We start from the raw sequence: 21,631 nt of genomic DNA, 5'->3' as shown, positions 1-21,631 counted from the left end.
GGGTCCTCGGCCCGCTGTCAGCGCCCATCGCCTGCGGCGAGTGAGCCGAAGGGGCGCGCCGGGGTCGACCCCTCGACCACGGCCGCAGCGCCCCGGAGGCGAACCGAGCCCGAAGAACGAGACGGAGTGGCACCGGATGCAGCACGCAGTGGGTTCTCCGCTGCCGCCGCCCCATCTGCCGGGGCACGGACCGGCCATCGGCTGGTCCCCGGCCGCACACCACCCGGGTCCGCACCAGGGTCCCGCCCCCGTGCCACCACCCCCGGCGCCGGGCTACCCCGCGCAGACCCCCCACCCCCCGGCCCCCCACCCCCCGGCCCCCCACCCCCCAGCCCCGCAGCAGGCCCCGGCCCCGGCCGTGCCGGACACCACCGGCCACGTACCACTGCCGCCCGGCGGTCCCGTCGCCGTGCCCAGCGCGCCCCCTGCCACGGCGACCGCGCCCGAGCCCGCCACGACGACCCTCGCGGTCCTGCTGATCGGCCCCGCGGGTGCCGGCAAGACCAGCGTCGCCAAGTACTGGGCGGACCACCGCCGGGTCCCGACCGCCCACATCAGCCTCGACGACGTGCGCGAATGGGTCCGCTCCGGCTTCGCCGACCCCCAGTCCGGGTGGAACGACAACTCCGAGGCCCAGTACCGCCTGGCCCGCCGCACCTGCGGCTTCGCCGCGCGCAACTTCCTCGCCAACGGGATCTCGTGCATCCTCGACGACGCCGTCTTCCCCGACCGCCCCGTCGTCGGCCTCGGCGGCTGGAAACGGCACGTCGGCCCCGGTCTGCTCCCGGTCGTCCTGCTGCCCGGCCTGGACATCGTCCTGGAACGCAACGCCGAGCGCACCGGCAACCGCAGGCTCACGGACGAGGAGGTCGCCCGCATCCACGGCCGCATGGCCGGCTGGTACGGCTCCGGCCTGCCCATCATCGACAACTCCCAGCTCGACGTCCCCGAGACGGCCCAGGTCCTGGACGAGGTCCTGGCCCGCTCGATAGCGAGCCCCCCGAGCTGGTAAGCGCGGCCAGGAGAGCCGACCTGCGGGGGCCGGACGGTACCGACATCCGGCTCCGCCACACCGAGGCCGCCCCGGCCGGGGGAGCGCCCGAAGGCCCTCCCGGCACCCCACCGCCGACGGCGACACCCCGAGCGCGGTGCCGGCTCTGCGGCCGGCGCCCTGCTGTCGGGGTCCCGGCGGTCGACGGCGGCGGGTTCCCGTCGGGAACTCGCGCAGCAGCCTCCGCTCCGCAGGCCGTCGCCGCGCCGCGGCTGTCTCTCGGCCGGGGGCCCGCAGGCTCTCCCGGGGCGCCATCGCCGACGGCAACGCCCCGAGCGCGGTGCCGGCTCTGTGGCTGGTGCCATGCTGCCGGGGTCCCGGCGGTCGACGGCGGCGGGTTCCCGTCGGCGCCTCACGCAGCCGCCGCCGTTCTGCGGGCCCTTGCCGCGCCCCGGCCGTCTCGGCCCGGCGGCAGCCGCCCCGCGGCGGGGCGCGACCAGTCCCCGCCCTGCCGGTGGACGACAGAACAGACTCCCCGCCCGCCCACTTCTCCGAGCGGCAGCGTCCCGTACCGCCCACTCGGCTCTCCCGAGCGGCGCCGCCTGCGCGGAGCTCTTACGCTCGGCTCATGTCAGAGGTGTACGCGGCCCGCCGGACGCGCCTACGAGAACGCTGCAACGCGGGCGGCAGCGCGGCGGCGCTCGTCTCCCGGCCCGCCAACGTGCGCTATCTCGCGGGCGCCGCCCCGCACGGCGCCGTACTGCTGCTCGGCAAGACCGAGGACCTGCTCGTGTGCACCGGCCCGCCCGGCGACGCCCCCGGCGAGGGCCGGCCGGACGAGGCCCTGCCGGTGCGGGCCCTGCCAGGACCCGGCGGCGACCCCGCCGTCGCGGCCACCGGCCTCGCCGCCGCCCAGGGTGCCGACTCCCTCGCCACGGAGGAGCACCACCTCACCGTGGCCCGGCACCGGGCCATGCGCTCCGTCGCGCCCCGGCTGCGCCTGACCGACCTGGGCGGCGCGGTCGAACAGCTCCGCGTCGTCAAGGACGAGGAGGAGATCTCCTGCCTGCGCATCGGCGCGGAGATCGCCGACCAGGCCCTCGGGGAACTCCTCGAATCCATCCTCGTCGGCCGCACCGAGCGGCACCTCGCCCTGGAACTGGAACGCCGTCTGGTCGACCACGGCGCCGACGGCCCCGCCTTCGCGACCTCCGTCGCCACCGGCCCGAACTCCGGCCGCCGCGGCCACCGGCCCACCGACCGGCGGGTGGAGGAGGGCGACTTCCTCTCCGTCTGCCTCGGCGCCACCTACCGCGGCTACCGCTGCGAGATCGGCCGCACCTTCGTCATCGGCACCTCGCCCGCCGACTGGCAGATCGAGCTGTACGACCTCGTCTTCGCAGCCCAGCGGGCCGGACGGGAGGCCCTCGCACCCGGCGCCTCCTGCCGCGACGTGGACCGCGCCGCACGCCAGGCACTGGACAGCGCCGGGTACGGGGAGAACCTGCCGGCCCTCACCGGTCACGGCGTCGGACTCGAAATCGACGAGGACCCTCAGTTGAGCCCGGCGGCCATGGGTAAACTGGACGCTTGCGTGCCGGTCACCGTCGAACCGGGGGTCCACCTCCCCGGCCGGGGCGGTGTCCGGATCGATGACACGCTCGTCGTGCGCCCCGAGGCGGACGGCGGACCCGAGCTACTCACCATCACGACCAAGGAGCTGCTCGCGCTCTAGCCACGCGCTGAGCGCCTGCCCCGGGGTCGTCCCACGTCAGTCCAGGAGATTCCGCAACCGTGGCTTCCACGAACGACCTCAAGAACGGCATGGTGCTCAAGCTCGAAGGCGGCCAGCTCTGGTCCGTCGTCGAGTTCCAGCACGTCAAGCCCGGCAAGGGCCCGGCCTTCGTGCGCACCAAGCTCAAGAACGTGCTCTCCGGCAAGGTCGTCGACAAGACCTTCAACGCCGGTGTCAAGGTCGAGACGGCCACTGTCGACAAGCGCGACATGCAGTTCTCGTACATGGACGGCGACTACTTCGTCTTCATGGACATGGAGACCTACGACCAGCTCCACATCGACCGCAAGGTCGTCGGCGACGCCGCCAACTTCCTCATCGAGGGCTTCGAGGCCACCGTCGCGCAGCACGAGGGCGAGGTGCTCTTCGTCGAGCTGCCCGCCGCCGTCGAGCTGACCATCCAGGAGACGGAGCCGGGCGTCCAGGGCGACCGCTCCACCGGCGGCACCAAGCCGGCCACGCTGGAGACCGGCCACCAGATCCAGGTCCCGCTCTTCATCACCACCGGTGAGAAGATCAAGGTCGACACCCGCACGAGCGACTACCTCGGCCGGGTGAACAGCTAACCGTGGCTGCCCGCAACACGGCCCGCAAGCGCGCCTTCCAGATCCTCTTCGAGGGCGACCAGCGCGGCGCCGACGTCCTGACGGTCCTCGCGGACTGGGTCCGGCACTCCCGGTCCGACACGCGGCAGCCGCCGGTGAGCGAGTACACGATGGAGCTGGTCGAGGGCTACGCCGAGCGCGCCCGGCGCATCGACGAGCTGATCGCCCAGTACTCGGTCGGCTGGACGCTCGACCGGATGCCGGTCGTCGACCGCAACATCCTGCGCCTCGGTGCGTACGAGCTGATCTGGGTCGACGAGACCCCGGACGCCGTCGTCCTCGACGAGATGGTGCAGCTGGCGAAGGAGTTCTCCACGGACGAGTCGCCCTCGTTCGTCAACGGCCTGCTCGGCCGGCTGAAGGAGCTCAAGCCCTCGCTGCGCCGGGACGAGAGCTGATCCCGAGACCCCATGACGCCGGAGGGCCCGCAGCACGCATGCTGCGGGCCCTCCGGCGTTCTCTCCCGTGTCCCTTGGGGCACGCGTGAGGCGGTCAGAAAGCCGCCGGGGTGGCCGGAACCGTGAAGTTCCGGCCACCCCGGCGGCACGTTTCTGCTGTGGCGGCTGCCCGCTCAGCCCTCCTCGTGGGACGCCACCGCACGGCGCGCGTCCGCGTCCAGGACGCCCCAGCTGATCAGCTGCTCGGTCAGGACCGAGGGCGACTGGTCGTAGATGACGGCGAGTGTGCGCAGGTCGTCCTGGCGGATCGAGAGCACCTTGCCGTTGTAGTCACCGCGCTGCGACTGGATCGTGGCGGCGTACCGCTGGAGCGGGCCCGCCTTCTCGGCCGGCACGGTGGCCAGCCGCTCCAGGTCCAGGACCAGCTTCGGCGGCGGCTCGGCGGCGCCGCCCGGGGTGGTGCCCGGCAGCAGCTCCTGGACGGGGACGCCGTAGAAGTCCGCCAGCTCGGCGAGGCGCTGCACGGTCACTGCTCGGTCGCCGCGCTCGTAGGAACCGACCACCACGGCCTTCCAGCGGCCCTGGGACTTCTCCTCGACACCGTGGAGGGAAAGGCCCTGCTGGGTGCGGATGGCCCGGAGCTTGGCCCCGAGCTGTTTGGCGTATTCGCTGGACATATGGCTCCCCGGACACTGTGTCGACGCGGCCTGGCTTGGTTCCGTGCCGCGCGGCTGGTAACTCACTGTGAGGTTACGCAGCGTTACTCTTCTGCGTCAAGCCGAATGGTCCGCACCGACTCTTCCGTGGTATCGGCCATCCGTTACTCCGAAGGAGTGATGCGGGGGTGGCAGAAGGGTGACAGGGGGACGATCAGGGCACTCCCCGGAGCCTGCTAACGTAGGTGGCGCAATTCCGACGTCCTTTAAGGTCCGTCCCGTGAGGCGGAGAAGGAGGTCCGTTTCGTATGGACACGCAGTCCGATGCACGGCCCGTACTCGAAGGGCCCGACATCGCGCGGGTGCTGACCCGCATCGCCCACGAGATCGTCGAACGCGCCAAGGGCGCCGACGACGTGGTGCTCCTCGGCATTCCGACCCGAGGCGTCTTCCTCGCCCGCAGGCTCGCCGCCAAGCTGGAGCAGATCACCGAGCGCAAGATCCCGGTCGGCTCGCTCGACATCACCATGTACCGCGACGACCTGCGCATGCACCCGCCGCGTGCGCTGGCCCGCACCGAGATCCCCGGTGACGGCATCGACGGCCGTCTGGTCGTCCTCGTCGACGACGTGCTCTTCTCCGGCCGCACCATCCGGGCCGCCCTGGACGCGCTGAACGACATCGGACGCCCCCGCGCGGTGCAGCTCGCGGTCCTCGTCGACCGCGGCCACCGCGAACTGCCCATCCGCGCCGACTACGTCGGCAAGAACCTCCCCACGTCGCTGCGGGAGACGGTCAAGGTCCAGCTCGCCGAGGAGGACGGTCGCGACACCGTGCTGCTCGGAGCCAAGCCGGCCACCCAGGGCGCCCAGCCGTAGCACCCCCGGCGTACACGCGCTCGTCCGCGGTACGCCCGCTCGGCGCGCCCACGCGTGCGCCCGGATGCCCGAATTCTCCTGTTCTCCCGAATGAACTGCCTTACGGAGCCTGACAGATGCAGCGTCATCTCATCTCGGCCGCCGACCTCACCCGCGACGACGCCGTCCTGATCCTCGACACCGCCGAGGAGATGGCCCGGGTCGCCGACCGGCCGATCAAGAAACTCCCGACCCTGCGCGGCCGTACCGTCGTCAACCTCTTCTTCGAGGACTCGACGAGGACCCGGATCTCCTTCGAGGCCGCCGAGAAGCGCCTGTCCGCGGACGTCATCAACTTCACCGCCAAGGGCTCCAGCGTCTCCAAGGGCGAGTCCCTGAAGGACACCGCCCAGACCCTGGAGGCCATGGGCGTCGACGCCGTCGTCATCCGGCACGGCGCCTCCGGCGCCCCCTACCGGCTTGCCACCTCCGGCTGGATCGACGCCGCCGTCATCAACGCCGGCGACGGCACCCACCAGCACCCCACCCAGGCCCTGCTGGACGCGTTCACCATGCGCCGCCGGCTGGTCGGCCGGGACGCCGGCCTCGGCAAGGACCTCGACGGGCGCCGCATCACGATCGTCGGCGACGTCCTGCACAGCCGCGTCGCCCGCTCCAACGTGGACCTGCTGCACACCCTCGGCGCCGAGGTCACCCTCGTCGCCCCGCCGACCCTGCTGCCGGTCGGCGTCGAGACCTGGCCGTGCGAGGTCTCCTACGACCTGGACTCCACGCTGCCCAAGTCCGACGCGGTGATGATGCTGCGCGTGCAGCGCGAGCGCATGAACGCCGCGTTCTTCCCGACCGAGCGCGAGTACTCCCGCCGCTACGGCCTCGACGGCGACCGCATGGCGCGGATGCCCGAGCACGCCATCGTGATGCACCCCGGCCCGATGGTCCGCGGCATGGAGATCACCGCCGAGGTCGCCGACTCCGACCGCTGCACCGTCGTCGAGCAGGTCACCAACGGCGTCTCCATCCGGATGGCCGTCCTCTACCTGCTGCTCGGCGGCAACGAACCCGCCGTCACCCACGCCCGCACCACCGAGGAGAAGTAAGAACGATGAGCAAGATCCTGATCCGTGGTGCGAAGGTGCTCGGCGGCGAGCCGCAGGACGTGCTGATCGACGGCCAGACGATCGCCCAGGTCGGCACCGGCCTCCCGGCGGAGGGCGCCGAGGTCGTCGAGGCCGGCGGCAAGGTGCTGCTGCCGGGCCTGGTCGACCTGCACACCCACCTGCGCGAGCCCGGCCGCGAGGACTCCGAGACCGTCCTGACCGGCACGCGCGCGGCGGCGAGCGGCGGTTACACCACCGTGTTCGCCATGGCCAACACCTTCCCGGTCGCCGACACCGCCGGCGTCGTCGAGCAGGTCTGGCGGCTCGGCAAGGAGTCCGGCTACTGCGACGTGCAGCCCATCGGTGCCGTCACCGTCGGCCTGAAGGGCGCCAAGCTCGCCGAGCTGGGCGCCATGCACGAGTCCGCGGCCGGCGTCACCGTCTTCTCCGACGACGGCAAGTGCGTCCACGACGCAGTGATCATGCGCCGGGCGCTGGAGTACGTGAAGGCCTTCGGCGGGGTCGTCGCCCAGCACGCGCAGGAGCCGCGGCTGACCGAGGGCGCCCAGATGAACGAGGGCGTCGTCTCCGCCGAGCTGGGCCTCGGCGGCTGGCCGGCCGTCGCCGAGGAGTCGATCATCGCCCGGGACGTGCTGCTCGCCGAGCACGTCGGCTCCCGCGTCCACATCTGCCACCTGTCGACGGCGGGCAGCGTCGAGATCGTCCGCTGGGCCAAGTCCCGCGGCATCGACGTCACCGCCGAGGTCACCCCGCACCACCTGCTCCTCACCGACGAACTGGTGCGGTCCTACAACCCGGTCTACAAGGTCAACCCGCCGCTGCGCACCGAGCGCGACGTCATGGCGCTGCGCGAGGCGCTCGCCGACGGCACGATCGACATCGTCGCCACCGACCACGCCCCGCACCCGCACGAGGACAAGGACTGCGAGTGGGCCGCCGCCGCCATGGGCATGGTCGGCCTGGAGACCGCGCTGTCGGTGGTCCAGGAGACCATGGTCGACACCGGCCTGCTGGACTGGGCCGGCGTCGCCGACCGGATGTCCTTCACGCCCGCGCGGATCGGACGGGCCGCCGGTCAGGGCCGTCCCGTCTCGGCTGGTGAGCCCGCCAACCTCACCCTCGTCGACACGGCATACCGTGGCCGGGTGGACCCCGCGGGCTTCGCCTCGCGCAGCCGCAACACCCCGTACGAGGGGCGTGAGCTGCCGGGCCGTGTGACGCACACGTGGCTGCGGGGCAAGGCGACGCTCGTCGACGGGAAGCTCACGTGACACCTGTAATCCTGCTGGCCGCCGGGAAGGAATCGGCGGAAGTGACCGACTGGGCCGCCCGCATCGGCTGGGTCGTCGGCCTCGGCCTGTTCGTCGCGCTCGTCTACTGGCTGATGCGCGAGGGCTGGAAGTGGCGGGGCACGCTCCAGGGCGACCTGCCGGAGCTGCCCGCCGCGCCGGATGAGCCCGGCGAGGCGAAACTGACGATGAGCGGCCGCTACCACGGCTCCACCACCGCCGGACAGTGGCTGGACCGCATCGTGGCGCACGGCCTGGGCACCCGCAGCAGGGCCGAGCTCACGCTGACGGACGCGGGACTGGACGTCGTACGCCCCGGCGCGAGCGACTTCTTCGTCCCGGCCGCACAGCTGCGCGAGGCCCGGCTCGACAAGGGCATCGCCGGCAAGGTCCTCACCGAGGGCGGCCTGCTGGTGGTGACCTGGGCGCACGGCGACAAACTGATCGACTCGGGCTTCCGCTCCGACCGGGCGGCCGAGCACAACGAGTGGGTCGAGATTCTGAACGACATGATCAACAAGACGGAAACGGAAGGCGCACGATGACGACCTCCACCCGGGGAGCCAAAACTCCCGCCGTACTCGTCCTGGAGGACGGCCGGATCTTCCGCGGCCGCGCCTACGGGGCCGTGGGGGCCACCTTCGGCGAAGCCGTGTTCTCCACCGGCATGACCGGCTACCAGGAGACCCTCACCGACCCGTCGTACCACCGCCAGGTCGTCGTGATGACTGCCCCGCACGTGGGCAACACCGGCGTCAACGACGAGGACATGGAGTCCAAGAGGATCTGGGTCTCCGGCTACGTCGTGCGCGACCCCGCGCGCGTGCCCTCCAGCTGGCGCTCCCGCCGCTCCCTCGACGAGGAACTGGCCGCCCAGGGCGTCGTCGGCATCAGCGGCATCGACACCCGCGCCCTCACCCGGCACCTGCGCGAGCGCGGCGCCATGCGCGTCGGCATCTTCTCCGGCAACGCGCTGCCCGACGAGGGCACCATGCTCGCCGAGGTCCGCCAGGCCCCCGAGATGGCCGGCGCCGACCTCTCCGCCGAGGTCGCCACCACCGAGCCGTACGTCGTCCCGGCGATCGGCGAGAAGAAGTTCACCGTCGCCGCCGTCGACCTCGGCATCAAGGGCATGACCCCGCACCGCATGGCCGAGCGCGGCATCGAGGTGCACGTCCTGCCCGCCACGGCCACCGTCGAGGACGTCTACGCCGTCAACCCGGACGGCGTGTTCTTCTCCAACGGCCCCGGCGACCCGTCCACCGCCGACCACCCGGTCTCGGTCATGCAGGGCGTCCTGGAGCGCGGCACCCCGCTGTTCGGCATCTGCTTCGGCAACCAGATCCTCGGCCGCGCCCTCGGCTTCGGCACCTTCAAGCTGAAGTACGGCCACCGCGGCATCAACCAGCCGGTGCAGGACCGCACGACCGGCAAGGTCGAGGTCACCGCGCACAACCACGGCTTCGCCGTCGACGCCCCGCTCGACAAGGTCTCCGACACCCCCTACGGCCGCGCCGAGGTCTCCCACGTCTGCCTCAACGACAACGTGGTGGAGGGCCTCCAGCTCCTCGACAAGCCGGCCTTCAGCGTCCAGTACCACCCCGAAGCGGCAGCCGGCCCGCACGACGCCGCCTACCTGTTCGACCGCTTCGTTTCCCTGATGGAGGGCCAGCGTGCCTAAGCGCACCGATATCCAGTCCGTCCTGGTCATCGGCTCCGGCCCGATCGTCATCGGCCAGGCCGCCGAGTTCGACTACTCCGGCACCCAGGCGTGCCGCGTGCTCAAGGCCGAGGGCCTGCGCGTGATCCTGGTCAACTCCAACCCGGCGACGATCATGACCGACCCGGAGATCGCCGACGCCACCTACGTCGAGCCGATCACCCCCGAGTTCGTCGAGAAGATCATCGCCAAGGAGCGGCCCGACGCGCTGCTGCCCACCCTGGGCGGCCAGACGGCCCTGAACACCGCCATCTCGCTGCACGAGAACGGCGTCCTGGAGAAGTACGGCGTCGAGCTCATCGGCGCCAACGTGGAGGCGATCCACAAGGGCGAGGACCGCGACCAGTTCAAGGAGGTCGTGGAGGAGGTCCGCAAGAAGATCGGCCACGGCGAGTCCGCCCGCTCCTACATCTGCCACTCCATGGACGACGTCCTCAAGGGCGTCGAGGAGCTCGGCGGCTACCCGGTCGTCGTCCGCCCCTCCTTCACCATGGGCGGCGCCGGCTCCGGCTTCGCGCACGACGAGGAGGAGCTGCGCCGCATCGCCGGTCAGGGCCTCACGCTCTCGCCGACCACCGAGGTGCTCCTGGAGGAGTCCATCCTCGGCTGGAAGGAGTACGAGCTGGAGCTGATGCGCGACAAGCACGACAACGTCGTGGTCGTCTGCTCCATCGAGAACTTCGACCCCATGGGCGTCCACACCGGCGACTCGATCACCGTCGCGCCCGCGATGACGCTGACCGACCGCGAGTACCAGATCCTGCGGGACATCGGCATCGCCGTCATCCGCGAGGTCGGCGTCGACACCGGCGGCTGCAACATCCAGTTCGCGGTGAACCCGGCCGACGGCCGTGTCATCGTCATCGAGATGAACCCGCGTGTCTCGCGTTCGTCCGCGCTCGCCTCCAAGGCGACCGGCTTCCCGATCGCGAAGATCGCCGCCAAGCTCGCCGTCGGCTACACGCTGGACGAGATCCCGAACGACATCACGCAGGAGACCCCGGCATCCTTCGAGCCGACGCTCGACTACGTGGTCGTCAAGGCCCCGCGCTTCGCGTTCGAGAAGTTCCCGTCGGCTGACTCGACCCTCACCACCACCATGAAGTCGGTCGGCGAGGCCATGGCCATCGGCCGCAACTTCACCGAGGCCTTCCAGAAGGCGCTGCGCTCGCTGGAGAAGAAGGGCAGCCAGTTCACCTTCGTCGGCGAGACGGGCGACAAGCAGGCCCTGCTGGAGGAGTCCGTCCGCCCCACCGACGGCCGCATCAACACCGTCATGCAGGCCATCCGCGCGGGCGCCACCCCGGAGGAGGTCTTCGAGTACACGAAGATCGACCCCTGGTTCGTCGACCAGCTCTTCCTGATCAAGGAGATCGCCGACGAGCTGGCCGAGGCTCCCGAGCTGACCGCCGACCTGCTCGCCGAGGCCAAGCGGCACGGCTTCTCCGACCAGCAGATCGGCGAGATCCGGGGCCTGCGCGAGGACGTCGTCCGCGAGGTCCGGCACGCGCTCGGCATCCGCCCGGTCTACAAGACGGTCGACACCTGCGCCGCCGAGTTCGCTGCGAAGACGCCGTACTTCTACTCCTCCTACGACGAGGAGACCGAGGTCGCGCCGCGCGAGAAGCCGGCCGTCATCATCCTGGGCTCCGGCCCGAACCGCATCGGCCAGGGCATCGAGTTCGACTACTCCTGCGTCCACGCCTCCTTCGCGCTGAGCGAGGCCGGGTACGAGACCGTGATGGTCAACTGCAACCCGGAGACCGTCTCCACCGACTACGACACCTCCGACCGGCTGTACTTCGAGCCGCTCACCCTGGAGGACGTCCTGGAGATCGTCCACGCCGAGCAGCAGGCCGGCCCGATCGCGGGCGTGGTCGTCCAGCTCGGCGGCCAGACCCCGCTGGGCCTCTCCCAGGCGCTCAAGGACAACGGCGTGCCGGTCGTCGGCACGTCCCCCGAGGCCATCCACGCCGCCGAGGACCGCGGCGCCTTCGGCCGGGTCCTGAAGGAGGCCGGCCTGCCGGCCCCCAAGCACGGCACCGCCACCACCTTCGCCGAGGCCAAGGCCATCGCCGACGAGATCGGCTACCCGGTCCTCGTCCGGCCCTCCTACGTCCTCGGCGGACGCGGCATGGAGATCGTCTACGACGAGACCCGCCTGGAGTCCTACATCGCCGAGTCCACCGAGATCAGCCCCTCCCGGCCGGTCCTGGTCGACCGCTTCCTCGACGACGCGATCGAGATCGACGTCGACGCGCTGTACGACGGCGAGGAGCTGTACCTCGGCGGCGTCATGGAGCACATCGAGGAGGCCGGCATCCACTCCGGCGACTCGGCGTGCGCCCTGCCCCCGATCACGCTCGGCGGCTTCGACATCAAGCGGCTGCGCGCCTCCACCGAGGCCATCGCCGCCGGTGTCGGCGTGCGCGGCCTGATCAACATCCAGTTCGCACTGGCCGGCGACATCCTCTACGTCCTGGAGGCCAACCCGCGCGCCTCCCGGACCGTGCCCTTCACCTCGAAGGCGACCGCCGTGCCGCTCGCCAAGGCCGCCGCCCGCATCTCGCTGGGCGCGACCATCGCCGAGCTGCGCGCCGAGGGCCTGCTGCCGGCCACCGGCGACGGCGGCGAGCTGCCGCTGGACGCGCCGATCTCCGTCAAGGAGGCCGTGATGCCGTGGTCCCGGTTCCGGGACATCCACGGCCGCGGCGTCGACACCGTCCTCGGCCCGGAGATGCGCTCCACCGGTGAGGTCATGGGCATCGACTCCGTCTTCGGCACCGCGTACGCCAAGTCGCAGGCGGGCGCCTACGGCCCGCTGCCCACCAAGGGACGGGCGTTCATCTCGGTCGCCAACCGCGACAAGCGCTCGATGATCTTCCCGGCGCGCGAGCTGGTCGCCCACGGCTTCGAGCTGCTGGCCACCTCCGGCACCGCAGAGGTCCTCAAGCGCAACGGCATCCACGCCACGGTCGTGCGCAAGCAGTCCGAGGGCACCGGCCCGAACGGCGAGAAGACCATCGTCCAGCTGATCCACGACGGCGAGGTCGACCTCATCGTCAACACCCCGTACGGCACCGGCGGCCGACTCGACGGCTACGACATCCGTACGGCCGCCGTGGCGCGGTCCGTGCCGTGCCTGACGACCGTCCAGGCGCTCGCCGCGGCGGTCCAGGGCATCGACGCCCTCAACCACGGGGACGTGGGCGTCCGCTCGCTCCAGGAACACGCGGAATTCCTGACCGCGGCCCGCGACTAGCAGCCGAGGAGGGGGACACCGGAAACGGTGTCCCCCTCTTCATGAGCCCACGAGGCCGCGAGGCCTCACGAGGACACCTGGGACACCCGAACATGTACACGCTCTTCTTCCGCCTGGTCTTCCGGTGGATGGACCCGGAGCGGGCCCACCACCTGGCCTTCGGCTGGATCCGCCTGGCCGCCCGCATCCCCGTGCTGCGCACCTTCGTGGCCGCCGTGCTCGCGCCCCGCTACAAGGAGCTGCGCACGGAGGCCCTGGGCCTGCGGATGCACGGTCCCTTCGGACTGGCCGCCGGCTTCGACAAGAACGCGGTCGCCATCGACGGCATGGCGATGCTCGGCTTCGACCACGTCGAGATCGGCACCGTCACCGGGGAGCCGCAGCCCGGCAACCCCAGGAAGCGGCTCTTCCGCCTGGTCGGGGACCGGGCGCTGATCAACCGCATGGGCTTCAACAACGACGGCTCGCGCACCGTCGCCGCCCGCCTGGCCTCCCGTACGCCCGTCTTCAGGACCGTCGTCGGCGTCAACATCGGCAAGACGAAGGTCGTCCCCGAGGAGGAGGCGGCCGGCGACTACGTGAAGTCCGCCGAGCGGCTGGCCCCCTACGCCGACTACCTGGTCGTCAACGTCTCCTCCCCGAACACGCCGGGCCTGCGCAACCTCCAGGCCACCGAGGCGCTGCGGCCCCTGCTGTCCGCGGTGCGCGAGGCCGCCGACCGCGTGGTCACCACCCGGCGCGTGCCCCTCCTGGTCAAGATCGCGCCGGACCTGGCCGACGAGGACGTCGACGCGGTCGCCGACCTGGCCGTCGAGCTGGGCCTGGACGGGATCATCGCCACGAACACCACCATCGCGCGCGAGGGACTGGGCCTCACCTCCCCGCCCGCCCTCGTCCAGGAGACCGGCGGCCTGTCCGGCGCCCCGCTGAAGGCCCGCTCCCTGGAGGTCCTGCGCCGCCTGTACGCGCGCGTGGGCGACCGGATCACCCTCGTCGGGGTCGGCGGCATCGAGACCGCCGAGGACGCCTGGCAGCGCATCCTGGCCGGCGCCACGCTGGTCCAGGGCTACAGCGCGTTCATCTACGAGGGCCCCTTCTGGTCCCGCGCCATCCACAAGGGGCTCGCCGCCCGCCTGCGGCAGAGCCCGTACGCCACCCTCGCCGACGCGGTCGGCGCCGATGTGAGGAAGAACTCATGACGGTACTCGAACCCTTCGGCGCGCGGCTGCGCCGCGCGATGGACGAGCGCGGCCCGCTGTGCGTCGGCATCGACCCGCACGCCTCCCTGCTCGCCGAGTGGGGCCTGAGCGACGACGTGGCCGGCCTGGAGCGGTTCACCCGCACCGTCGTCGAGGCCGTGGCCGACCGGGTCGCCGTCCTCAAGCCGCAGAGCGCCTTCTTCGAGCGCTTCGGCTCGCGCGGCGTCGCGGTCCTGGAGAAGGCGGTCGAGGAGGCGCGGGCGGCCGGGGCGCTGGTCGTCATGGACGCCAAGCGCGGCGACATCGGCTCGACCATGGCCGCCTACGCCGAGTCCTTCCTGCACAAGGACGCCCCGCTGTTCTCGGACGCGCTGACCGTCTCCCCGTACCTCGGCTACGGGTCCCTGAAGCCCGCCGTCGACATGGCGCGCGAGAGCGGCGCGGGCCTGTTCGTGCTGGCCCTGACCTCCAACCCGGAGGGCGGCGAGGTGCAGCACGCGGTGCGGGCCGACGGGCGGACCGTCGGGGCGACGATGCTCGCGCACCTGGCGGCGGAGAACGCGGGGGAGGGGCCCCTCGGCTCCTTCGGCGCCGTGGTCGGCGCCACGCTCGGTGATCTCTCGTCGTACGACCTCGCGATCAACGGTCCGCTCCTCGCGCCCGGCATCGGCGCCCAGGGAGCCACCCCGGCGGACCTGCCGCGGGTCTTCGGCGCGGCGGTGCGCAACGTGGTGCCGAACGTGAGCCGGGGTGTTCTGCGTCACGGTCCCGACCTGGGCGCCCTGCGCGCGTCCGCGGACCGCTTCGCGGAGGAGATCCGGAGCGCGGTAGCGGAGTCCTAGAGTCTGGATACATCCTCAAATCCGAGGGAGTATGTCCTAAATGTCTGGCCTGACGGAGGCTGACCAGGACTTTTCCGCTGTTCTCGCTGACTCTGGCGGACATGACCGCTAGTCTCCGTCGAGTGAGGGCACCACCCACGCCCTCCAGGCAGTGGGGGAGAACGGGCAAGCGTGTTGCTCGTGGCTCCCCAGGTGTGGGGCGACTAGGTTCCTCACCGGTCCGTATCCGACAGTTCGACATCCGAGGTGACGTAGGCGTGGCTCTTCCGCCCCTTACCCCTGAACAGCGCGCAGCCGCGCTCGAAAAGGCCGCCGCGGCTCGCCGGGAGCGGGCCGAGGTCAAGAATCGACTCAAGCACTCCGGCGCCTCCCTCCACGAGGTCATCAAGCAGGGCCAGGAGAACGACGTCATCGGCAAGATGAAGGTCTCCGCCCTCCTCGAGTCCCTGCCGGGCGTGGGCAAGGTCCGCGCCAAGCAGATCATGGAGCGACTCGGGATCTCCGAGAGCCGTCGCGTGCGTGGCCTCGGTTCCAACCAGATCGCTTCCCTGGAGCGTGAGTTCGGCAGCACCGGCAGCTGAGTCCTGACCACTCCGGGATTGCTGGAATAATCGCTGCATGAGTGAACGTCCGCGGCTGACCGTGCTCTCCGGCCCCTCGGGGGTCGGCAAGAGCACGGTCGTCGCCCATATGCGCAAGGAACACCCCGAGGTCTGGCTCTCGGTGTCGGCGACGACCCGCAAGCCCCGGCCCGGTGAGCAGCACGGAGTCCACTACTTCTTCGTCACCGACGAGGAGATGGACAAGCTGATCGCCAACGGCGAGCTGCTGGAATGGGCCGAGTTCGCCGGCAACCGCTACGGCACGCCGCGTGCGGCCGTGCTGGAGCGCCTGGAGGCGGGTGAGCCGGTGCTGCTGGAGATCGACCTCCAGGGTGCTCGGCAGGTCCGCGAGTCCATGCCGGAGGCCCGCCTGGTGTTCCTGGCTCCGCCCTCCTGGGAGGAGCTGGTGCGCAGGCTCACCGGCCGGGGCACCGAGCCGCCGGAGGTGATCGAGCGCCGTCTCACGGCGGCGAGGGTCGAGCTGGCGGCCGAGCCGGAGTTCGACAGCACCCTGGTCAACACCTCCGTCGAGGACGTGGCGCGCGAGCTGCTAGCCTTGATGGACGTCGTGTGATCGTGAGTGATCGCCAGGTCCTGACCGGTCAGCCCGACTGATTCTTTCCCATCCATCGGAAGGTAGAGCGTGTCCTCTTCCATCTCCGCGCCCGAGGGCATCATCAACCCGCCGATCGACGAGCTCCTCGAGGCCACCGACTCGAAGTACAGCCTCGTGATCTACGCGGCCAAGCGGGCCCGCCAGATCAACGCGTACTACTCGCAGCTCGGCGAGGGCCTCCTCGAGTACGTCGGTCCCCTCGTCGACACCCACGTCCACGAGAAGCCGCTCTCGATCGCCCTGCGCGAGATCAACGCGGGGCTGCTGACGTCCGAGGCCATCGAGGGTCCGGCGCAGTAGTATTTTCAGCTCGAAGCTGACTTTTCCACAGGCCCGGCAGCACAGCTGTCGGGCCTGTGGTGTCTGATGGGGGCATACGTTTTCCGAGGTCCGGGGAGAGACGGTGGACAAGCCGAAGGTCGTTCTGGGGGTCAGCGGCGGCATCGCCGCTTACAAGGCCTGTGAGCTGCTGCGCAGGTTCACGGAGTCGGGGCACGAGGTCAGGGTCGTCCCCACCGCCTCCGCGCTGCACTTCGTCGGCGCCGCCACCTGGTCCGCCCTGTCCGGCAACCCGGTCGCCACCGAGGTGTGGGACGACGTGCACGAGGTCCCGCACGTGCGCATCGGCCAGCACGCCGACCTGGTGGTGGTCGCCCCGGCCACCGCCGACATGCTCGCCAAGGCGGCCCACGGCCTCGCCGACGACCTCCTCACCAACACCCTGCTCACGGCCCGCTGCCCCGTCGTCTTCGCCCCCGCCATGCACACGGAGATGTGGGAGCACCCGGCCACCCAGGAGAACGTCGCGACGCTGCGACGCCGCGGCGCGGTCGTCGTCGAACCCGCCGTCGGCCGCCTCACCGGCGTCGACACCGGCAAGGGCCGGCTGCCCGATCCGGGCGAGATCTTCGAGGTCTGCCGCCGGGTGCTCGCCCGCGGCGCCAAGGAGCCCGACCTCGCGGGCCGGCACGTCGTCGTCAGCGCCGGCGGCACCCGAGAACCCCTCGACCCGGTCCGCTTCCTCGGCAACCGCTCGTCGGGCAAGCAGGGCTACGCCCTCGCCCGCACCGCCGCCGCCCGGGGCGCCCGCGTCACCCTGATCGCGGCGAACGCGGCCCTGCCGGACCCGGCCGGGGTGGACGTGGTCCCGGTGGGCACGGCCCTGGAGCTGCGCGAGGCGGTGCTGCGGGCATCGGCGGACGCCGACGCGGTCGTCATGGCCGCGGCGGTCGCCGACTTCCGCCCCGCCGCCTACGCCACCGGGAAGATCAAGAAGAAGGACGACCAGGAGCCCGAGCCGATCGCCCTGGTGCGGAATCCGGACATCCTCGCGGAGATCTCCGCCCACCGCGCCCGCCCCGGCCAGGTGGTGGTCGGCTTCGCCGCCGAGACGGACGACGTCCTCGCCAACGGCCGCGCCAAGCTGAAGCGCAAGGGCTGCGACTTCCTCGTGGTGAACGAGGTGGGGGAGCGCAAGACCTTCGGCGCGGAGGACAACGAGGCCGTGGTGCTCGGCGCCGACGGCGGCGAGACCCCGATTCCGCACGGCCCGAAGGAAGGACTCGCCGACACCGTGTGGGACCTCGTGGCCGAGCGGCTCGGCTGAATGTCTCATTCGCCACTGGCCTCGCTGGAACCTCGCGCATTGGAGCGTGGCGACGCTGGCCAGGGCGCCCGGCATTGTGCAGAATGCCCGTGCCGCAGGTCACAGCGCTCCCGAGAGGCGAGACGGGTGGGCCTGCGGTCTTGCGCGACCGATAAACTGTTCTCGGACGTCGCCGGGTGCAGCTCCCGCGTCGTCCACCCATGATCAGCCAGCAGCCGCTGCAACCCCAGGGAGCGTTGTGTCCCGTCGCCTGTTCACCTCGGAGTCCGTGACCGAAGGTCACCCCGACAAGATCGCTGACCAGATCAGCGACACGATTCTCGACGCGCTTCTGCGCGAGGACCCGGCCTCCCGGGTCGCCGTCGAAACGCTGATCACCACCGGCCTGGTGCACGTGGCCGGCGAGGTCACGACCAAGGCCTACGCGGACATCGCCACGCTGGTCCGCGGCAAGATCCTGGAGATCGGCTACGACTCCTCCAAGAAGGGCTTCGACGGCGCTTCCTGCGGCGTCTCCGTGTCCATCGGTGCGCAGTCCCCGGACATCGCGCAGGGCGTGGACACGGCGTACGAGACCCGGGTCGAGGGCGACGAGGACGAGCTGGACCGGCAGGGCGCCGGTGACCAGGGCCTGATGTTCGGCTACGCGTCGGACGAGACGCCGACCCTCATGCCGCTGCCCGTCTTCCTGGCGCACCGCCTGTCCAAGCGGCTGTCGGACGTCCGCAAGAACGGCACCATCCCCTACCTGCGCCCTGACGGCAAGACGCAGGTCACCATCGAGTACGACGGCGACAAGGCCGTCCGCCTCGACACGGTCGTCGTCTCCTCCCAGCACGCCAGCGACATCGACCTGGACTCGCTGCTGGCCCCCGACATCCGCGAGTTCGTCGTGGAGCCGGAGCTGAAGGCGCTGCTGGAGGACGGCATCAAGCTCGAGACGGAGAACTACCGCCTCCTGGTCAACCCCACCGGCCGCTTCGAGATCGGCGGCCCGATGGGCGACGCCGGCCTGACCGGCCGTAAGATCATCATCGACACCTACGGCGGCATGGCCCGCCACGGCGGCGGTGCCTTCTCCGGCAAGGACCCGTCCAAGGTGGACCGCTCGGCGGCGTACGCCATGCGCTGGGTCGCCAAGAACGTGGTCGCCGCGGGCCTCGCCTCCCGCTGCGAGGTCCAGGTCGCCTACGCCATCGGCAAGGCCGAGCCGGTCGGCCTGTTCGTGGAGACCTTCGGCACCGCCAAGATCGACACCGAGAAGATCGAGAAGGCGATCGACGAGGTCTTCGACCTCCGTCCGGCCGCGATCATCCGCGACCTCGACCTGCTCCGCCCGATCTACGCCCAGACCGCCGCCTACGGCCACTTCGGCCGCGAGCTTCCCGACTTCACCTGGGAGCGCACCGACCGCGTGGAGGCGCTGCGCAAGGCCGCGGGGCTGTAAGAGCCGCGAAGCGGCCCTCGGCGGCCCGACGGTTCGAGGACGTGACGCGAGGCCCGGTGTCCCGGTGAGGGGCGCCGGGCCCCGGCGTGTCCGGAGCCGGGGCGGAAAACGTCTCGCGGCGCCGCCGGCGCGGTCCTAGGCTGGGGCCCTCCCGGTGCGCAGGCCGCGGGTCCTTCGATGGAGCGCGCCTCACGGCGTGCGGTGAAATCAGGCACCACGCGACCGCGGCCGCCCTGTTCTCGGGAGGACCGGCACGCCCGGTGCGAAGGCGACGGGTACTTCGGGCGAGCGGCCCTCGCGGGTTCGAATCCCGCCGCCGGCCGGACGGGCACCGCTCCGGTCGGTGTGGCCGAGTGGTCCAAGGCAGAGTCGGACCGCCGCCGGTGGTGATCTCGGGCGCCGTCGGTTGTCAGTGGTATTTGGTAAGAATGCAAGCGTGAGCAGCGAGAACGAACCGGCGGGCGGTGGCGCTCAGGACGCGCCGCCCCCCGAGCAGCTCGCGCTCATCCGCGAGAGCGTACGCAAGGCCAAGGCGCCCCGGGCCAAGCCCCGGACCTGGCGCGGCGCCGCGCTCGCCAAGGAGCTGCCCGTCGCCCGGGTGCTGGTCGACAAGGGCGTGCTCCACCTCGACCGGTACTTCGACTACGCCGTGCCCGAGGAACTCGACGCCGACGCCCAGCCCGGCGTCCGGGTCCGGGTGCGGTTCGGGGCGGGCCGGCACCGGGTGCGGGAAGGGCGACGCGAGGGCGGCGGGCTCATCGACGGGTTCCTCGTCGAGCGGCTCGCCGAGTCCGACTACTCCGGTCCGCTGGCCGCGCTGGCCCAGGTCGTCTCGCCGGAGCCCGTGCTCACCGGCGAGCTGCTGGGACTCGCCCGGGCCGTCGCCGACCGGTACGCGGGCAGCCTCGCCGACGTGCTGCAGCTCGCCGTCCCGCCGCGCAACGCGCGTGCCGAGCGGCGCCCGTCCCCCGAGCCGCTGCCGCCGCCACGGGCCCCCGAGCCGGGCTCCTGGGAACGGTACGAGCGGGGGACCGCGTTCCTGGAGTCCCTGGCCTCGGGCGGAGCCCCGCGCGCGGTGTGGAACGCGCTGCCTGGTCCCGGATGGGCCGACGAGCTGGCGCGGGCCGTGGCGGCCACGCTGGCCTCCGGCCGCGGTGCGCTGGTCGTCCTGCCGGACGGACGGGCGGTCGCCCGGGCCGACGCCGCCCTGACCTCCCTGCTGGGGCAGGGACGGCACGCGGTGCTCACCGCCGACGCCGGACCCGAGAAGCGGTACGCGCAGTGGCTGGCGGTGCGGCGCGGCGCCGTACGGGCCGTGGTCGGGACCCGGGCCGCCATGTTCGCCCCGGTGCGGGACCTCGGACTCGTCGCCCTGTGGGACGACGGGGACGACAGCCACAGCGAGCCCCACGCCCCCCAGCCGCACGCGCGCGAGGTGCTGCTGCTGCGTGCCGCCCAGGACAGGTGCGCCTTCCTGCTGGGCGGCTGGAGCTGCACCGTGGAGGCCGCGCAGCTCGTGGAGAGCGGCTGGGCCCGTCCGCTGGTCGCGGCCCGGGACCAGGTGCGGGCCGCCGCCCCGCTCGTGAGGACCGTCGGGGACGGTGACCTGGCCCGGGACGAGGCCGCCCGGGCCGCCCGGCTGCCGACCCTCGCCTGGCAGGCCGTCAGGGACGGGCTGCGCGACGGACCGGTGCTCGTGCAGGTGCCCCGGCGCGGCTACGCGCCCCGCATGGCGTGCGCCGTCTGCCGGGCCCCGGCGCGCTGCCGGCACTGCTCCGGGCCGCTGGCCGCACAGGACTCCGCATCCGCCCTGCGGTGCGGGTGGTGCGGGCGCGAGGAGAACAGGTGGCACTGCCCGGAGTGCGGTTCCTTCCGGTTGCGGGCCCAGATAGTGGGGGCCCGGCGCACCGCGGAGGAACTGGGGCGGGCCTTCCCCGCCGTGCCGGTGCGGACCTCGGGACGGGAACACGTGCTCGACACCGTGCCGGGCACGCCCGCGCTGGTCGTGAGCACCCCCGGCGCCGAGCCCGTCGCCGAGGGCGGGTACGCGGCGGCCCTGCTGCTCGACGGCTGGGCCATGCTCGGACGGCCCGACCTGCGCGCCGGCGAGGACGCCCTGCGGCGCTGGATCGCCGCCTGCGCACTGGTGCGCCCGCAGACCGCCGGGGGCACCGTCGTCGTGGTCGCCGAGCCGACCCTGCGGCCGGTGCAGGCGCTGGTGCGCTGGGACCCCGTCGGCCATGCGGTGCGGGAGCTCGCCGAGCGGGCCGAGCTGGGCTTTCCGCCGGTCTCCCGGATGGCGGCCGTGTCGGGGCGGCCCGAGGCGGTGGCGGGCTTCCTGCGGACGTCCGAACTGCCGCCCGAAGCCGAGGTGCTGGGACCCGTGCCGCTGCCCGTCACCGCCGCCGGAGGTCCGCGGCGGGTGGGGGCGCCGCCGCCCGGGGAGCACTGGGAGCGGGCGCTGGTCCGGGTGCCGCCCGGCAGGGGGGCCGCACTGGCCGGCGCACTGAAGGCCGCACAGGCGGCGCGGATGGCTCGCGGAGGCGGGGAGACGGTGTGGGTGCGGATCGATCCGCCCGACATCGGCTGAGCCGGGGGAACCGGCAA

19 protein-coding genes are annotated in these 21,631 nt (G+C 72.0%); 18 read left to right on the top strand and 1 reads right to left on the bottom strand.

What is annotated here, in order from left to right; genetic code table 11:
* Positions 1–136 precede the first annotated feature (136 nt).
* The 4 genes from H0H10_RS10265 (at position 137) to nusB (ending at position 3,789) form a co-directional block, all read left to right on the top strand.
* Positions 137–1,012 (top strand): Pro-rich N-terminal domain-containing protein, encoded by an 876-nt coding sequence (locus H0H10_RS10265; RefSeq protein WP_188180557.1) that lies wholly within the window; start codon positions 137–139, stop codon positions 1,010–1,012.
* Positions 1,013–1,619: 607 nt separating this feature from the next.
* On the top strand, positions 1,620–2,726 hold the full coding sequence (locus H0H10_RS10260; protein WP_188180556.1) for an aminopeptidase P family protein: 1,107 nt from the start codon (positions 1,620–1,622) through the stop codon (positions 2,724–2,726).
* Between the two features lie 59 nt (positions 2,727–2,785).
* Positions 2,786–3,352, top strand: a complete 567-nt coding sequence (gene efp, locus H0H10_RS10255) for an elongation factor P (protein ID WP_188180555.1) — start codon at positions 2,786–2,788, stop codon at positions 3,350–3,352.
* Positions 3,353–3,354: 2 nt separating this feature from the next.
* Positions 3,355–3,789 carry a transcription antitermination factor NusB gene (gene nusB, locus H0H10_RS10250; protein ID WP_188180554.1) on the top strand — a complete coding sequence of 145 codons (435 nt, stop codon included), beginning with the start codon at positions 3,355–3,357 and terminating at the stop codon, positions 3,787–3,789.
* A 173-nt stretch (positions 3,790–3,962) separates the two neighbouring features.
* Here nusB and bldD read toward each other — a convergent pair whose 3' ends face one another.
* The gene (gene bldD / locus H0H10_RS10245; protein ID WP_030166512.1) at positions 3,963–4,466 is read right to left on the bottom strand and encodes a transcriptional regulator BldD; all 504 of its coding nucleotides are present in this window, start codon (positions 4,464–4,466) and stop codon (positions 3,963–3,965) included.
* Positions 4,467–4,753: 287 nt separating this feature from the next.
* Between bldD and pyrR the strand changes: the two genes are divergently transcribed.
* The 14 genes from pyrR (at position 4,754) to H0H10_RS10175 (ending at position 21,614) form a co-directional block, all read left to right on the top strand.
* On the top strand, positions 4,754–5,323 hold the full coding sequence (gene pyrR, locus H0H10_RS10240; RefSeq protein ID WP_188180553.1) for a bifunctional pyr operon transcriptional regulator/uracil phosphoribosyltransferase PyrR: 570 nt from the start codon (positions 4,754–4,756) through the stop codon (positions 5,321–5,323).
* A gap of 116 nt (positions 5,324–5,439) precedes the next feature.
* On the top strand, positions 5,440–6,420 hold the full coding sequence (locus H0H10_RS10235) for an aspartate carbamoyltransferase catalytic subunit (protein WP_188180552.1): 981 nt from the start codon (positions 5,440–5,442) through the stop codon (positions 6,418–6,420).
* 5 nt (positions 6,421–6,425) lie between these two features.
* Complete coding sequence (locus tag H0H10_RS10230) at positions 6,426–7,712, top strand: dihydroorotase (protein WP_188180551.1); 1,287 nt, start codon at positions 6,426–6,428, stop codon at positions 7,710–7,712.
* Complete coding sequence (locus H0H10_RS10225) at positions 7,709–8,275, top strand: PH-like domain-containing protein (RefSeq protein ID WP_188180550.1); 567 nt, start codon at positions 7,709–7,711, stop codon at positions 8,273–8,275. Before H0H10_RS10230 ends, H0H10_RS10225 begins: the two co-directional genes overlap by 4 nt.
* Complete coding sequence (gene carA / locus H0H10_RS10220) at positions 8,272–9,411, top strand: glutamine-hydrolyzing carbamoyl-phosphate synthase small subunit (protein ID WP_188180549.1); 1,140 nt, start codon at positions 8,272–8,274, stop codon at positions 9,409–9,411. Before H0H10_RS10225 ends, carA begins: the two co-directional genes overlap by 4 nt.
* On the top strand, positions 9,404–12,712 hold the full coding sequence (carB, locus tag H0H10_RS10215; RefSeq protein ID WP_188180548.1) for a carbamoyl-phosphate synthase large subunit: 3,309 nt from the start codon (positions 9,404–9,406) through the stop codon (positions 12,710–12,712). The genes carA and carB overlap by 8 nt, the downstream gene beginning before the upstream one ends.
* Before the next feature lie 92 nt (positions 12,713–12,804).
* Positions 12,805–13,911 carry a quinone-dependent dihydroorotate dehydrogenase gene (locus tag H0H10_RS10210; protein ID WP_188180547.1) on the top strand — a complete coding sequence of 369 codons (1,107 nt, stop codon included), beginning with the start codon at positions 12,805–12,807 and terminating at the stop codon, positions 13,909–13,911.
* On the top strand, positions 13,908–14,753 hold the full coding sequence (gene pyrF, locus H0H10_RS10205; protein ID WP_188180546.1) for an orotidine-5'-phosphate decarboxylase: 846 nt from the start codon (positions 13,908–13,910) through the stop codon (positions 14,751–14,753). Before H0H10_RS10210 ends, pyrF begins: the two co-directional genes overlap by 4 nt.
* A 257-nt stretch (positions 14,754–15,010) precedes the next feature.
* A complete protein-coding gene (locus H0H10_RS10200; RefSeq protein WP_003977346.1) occupies positions 15,011–15,334 on the top strand; it encodes an integration host factor in 324 nt (107 codons plus the stop codon).
* A 37-nt stretch (positions 15,335–15,371) separates the two neighbouring features.
* Positions 15,372–15,929: a guanylate kinase gene (gene gmk / locus H0H10_RS10195; RefSeq protein WP_188180545.1), complete on the top strand. Its 558-nt coding sequence runs from the start codon at positions 15,372–15,374 to the stop codon at positions 15,927–15,929.
* 69 nt (positions 15,930–15,998) lie between these two features.
* Positions 15,999–16,271 carry a DNA-directed RNA polymerase subunit omega gene (gene rpoZ / locus H0H10_RS10190; RefSeq protein WP_003977348.1) on the top strand — a complete coding sequence of 91 codons (273 nt, stop codon included), beginning with the start codon at positions 15,999–16,001 and terminating at the stop codon, positions 16,269–16,271.
* Between the two features lie 103 nt (positions 16,272–16,374).
* Entirely contained in the window at positions 16,375–17,577 is a 1,203-nt protein-coding gene (coaBC, locus tag H0H10_RS10185) for a bifunctional phosphopantothenoylcysteine decarboxylase/phosphopantothenate--cysteine ligase CoaBC (protein ID WP_188180544.1), read from the top strand.
* Positions 17,578–17,815: 238 nt separating this feature from the next.
* Positions 17,816–19,024, top strand: coding sequence for a methionine adenosyltransferase (gene metK, locus H0H10_RS10180; protein ID WP_188180543.1), 1,209 nt, complete (start codon positions 17,816–17,818; stop codon positions 19,022–19,024).
* Positions 19,025–19,460: 436 nt separating this feature from the next.
* A complete protein-coding gene (locus tag H0H10_RS10175) occupies positions 19,461–21,614 on the top strand; it encodes a primosomal protein N' (protein WP_188180542.1) in 2,154 nt (717 codons plus the stop codon).
* Positions 21,615–21,631 lie beyond the last annotated feature (17 nt).

This window comes from Streptomyces griseicoloratus, from assembly GCF_014534645.1.
Classification (GTDB): Bacteria; Actinomycetota; Actinomycetes; order Streptomycetales; family Streptomycetaceae; genus Streptomyces; species Streptomyces griseicoloratus.
This window is presented reverse-complemented; position numbering and strand designations above follow the sequence as displayed.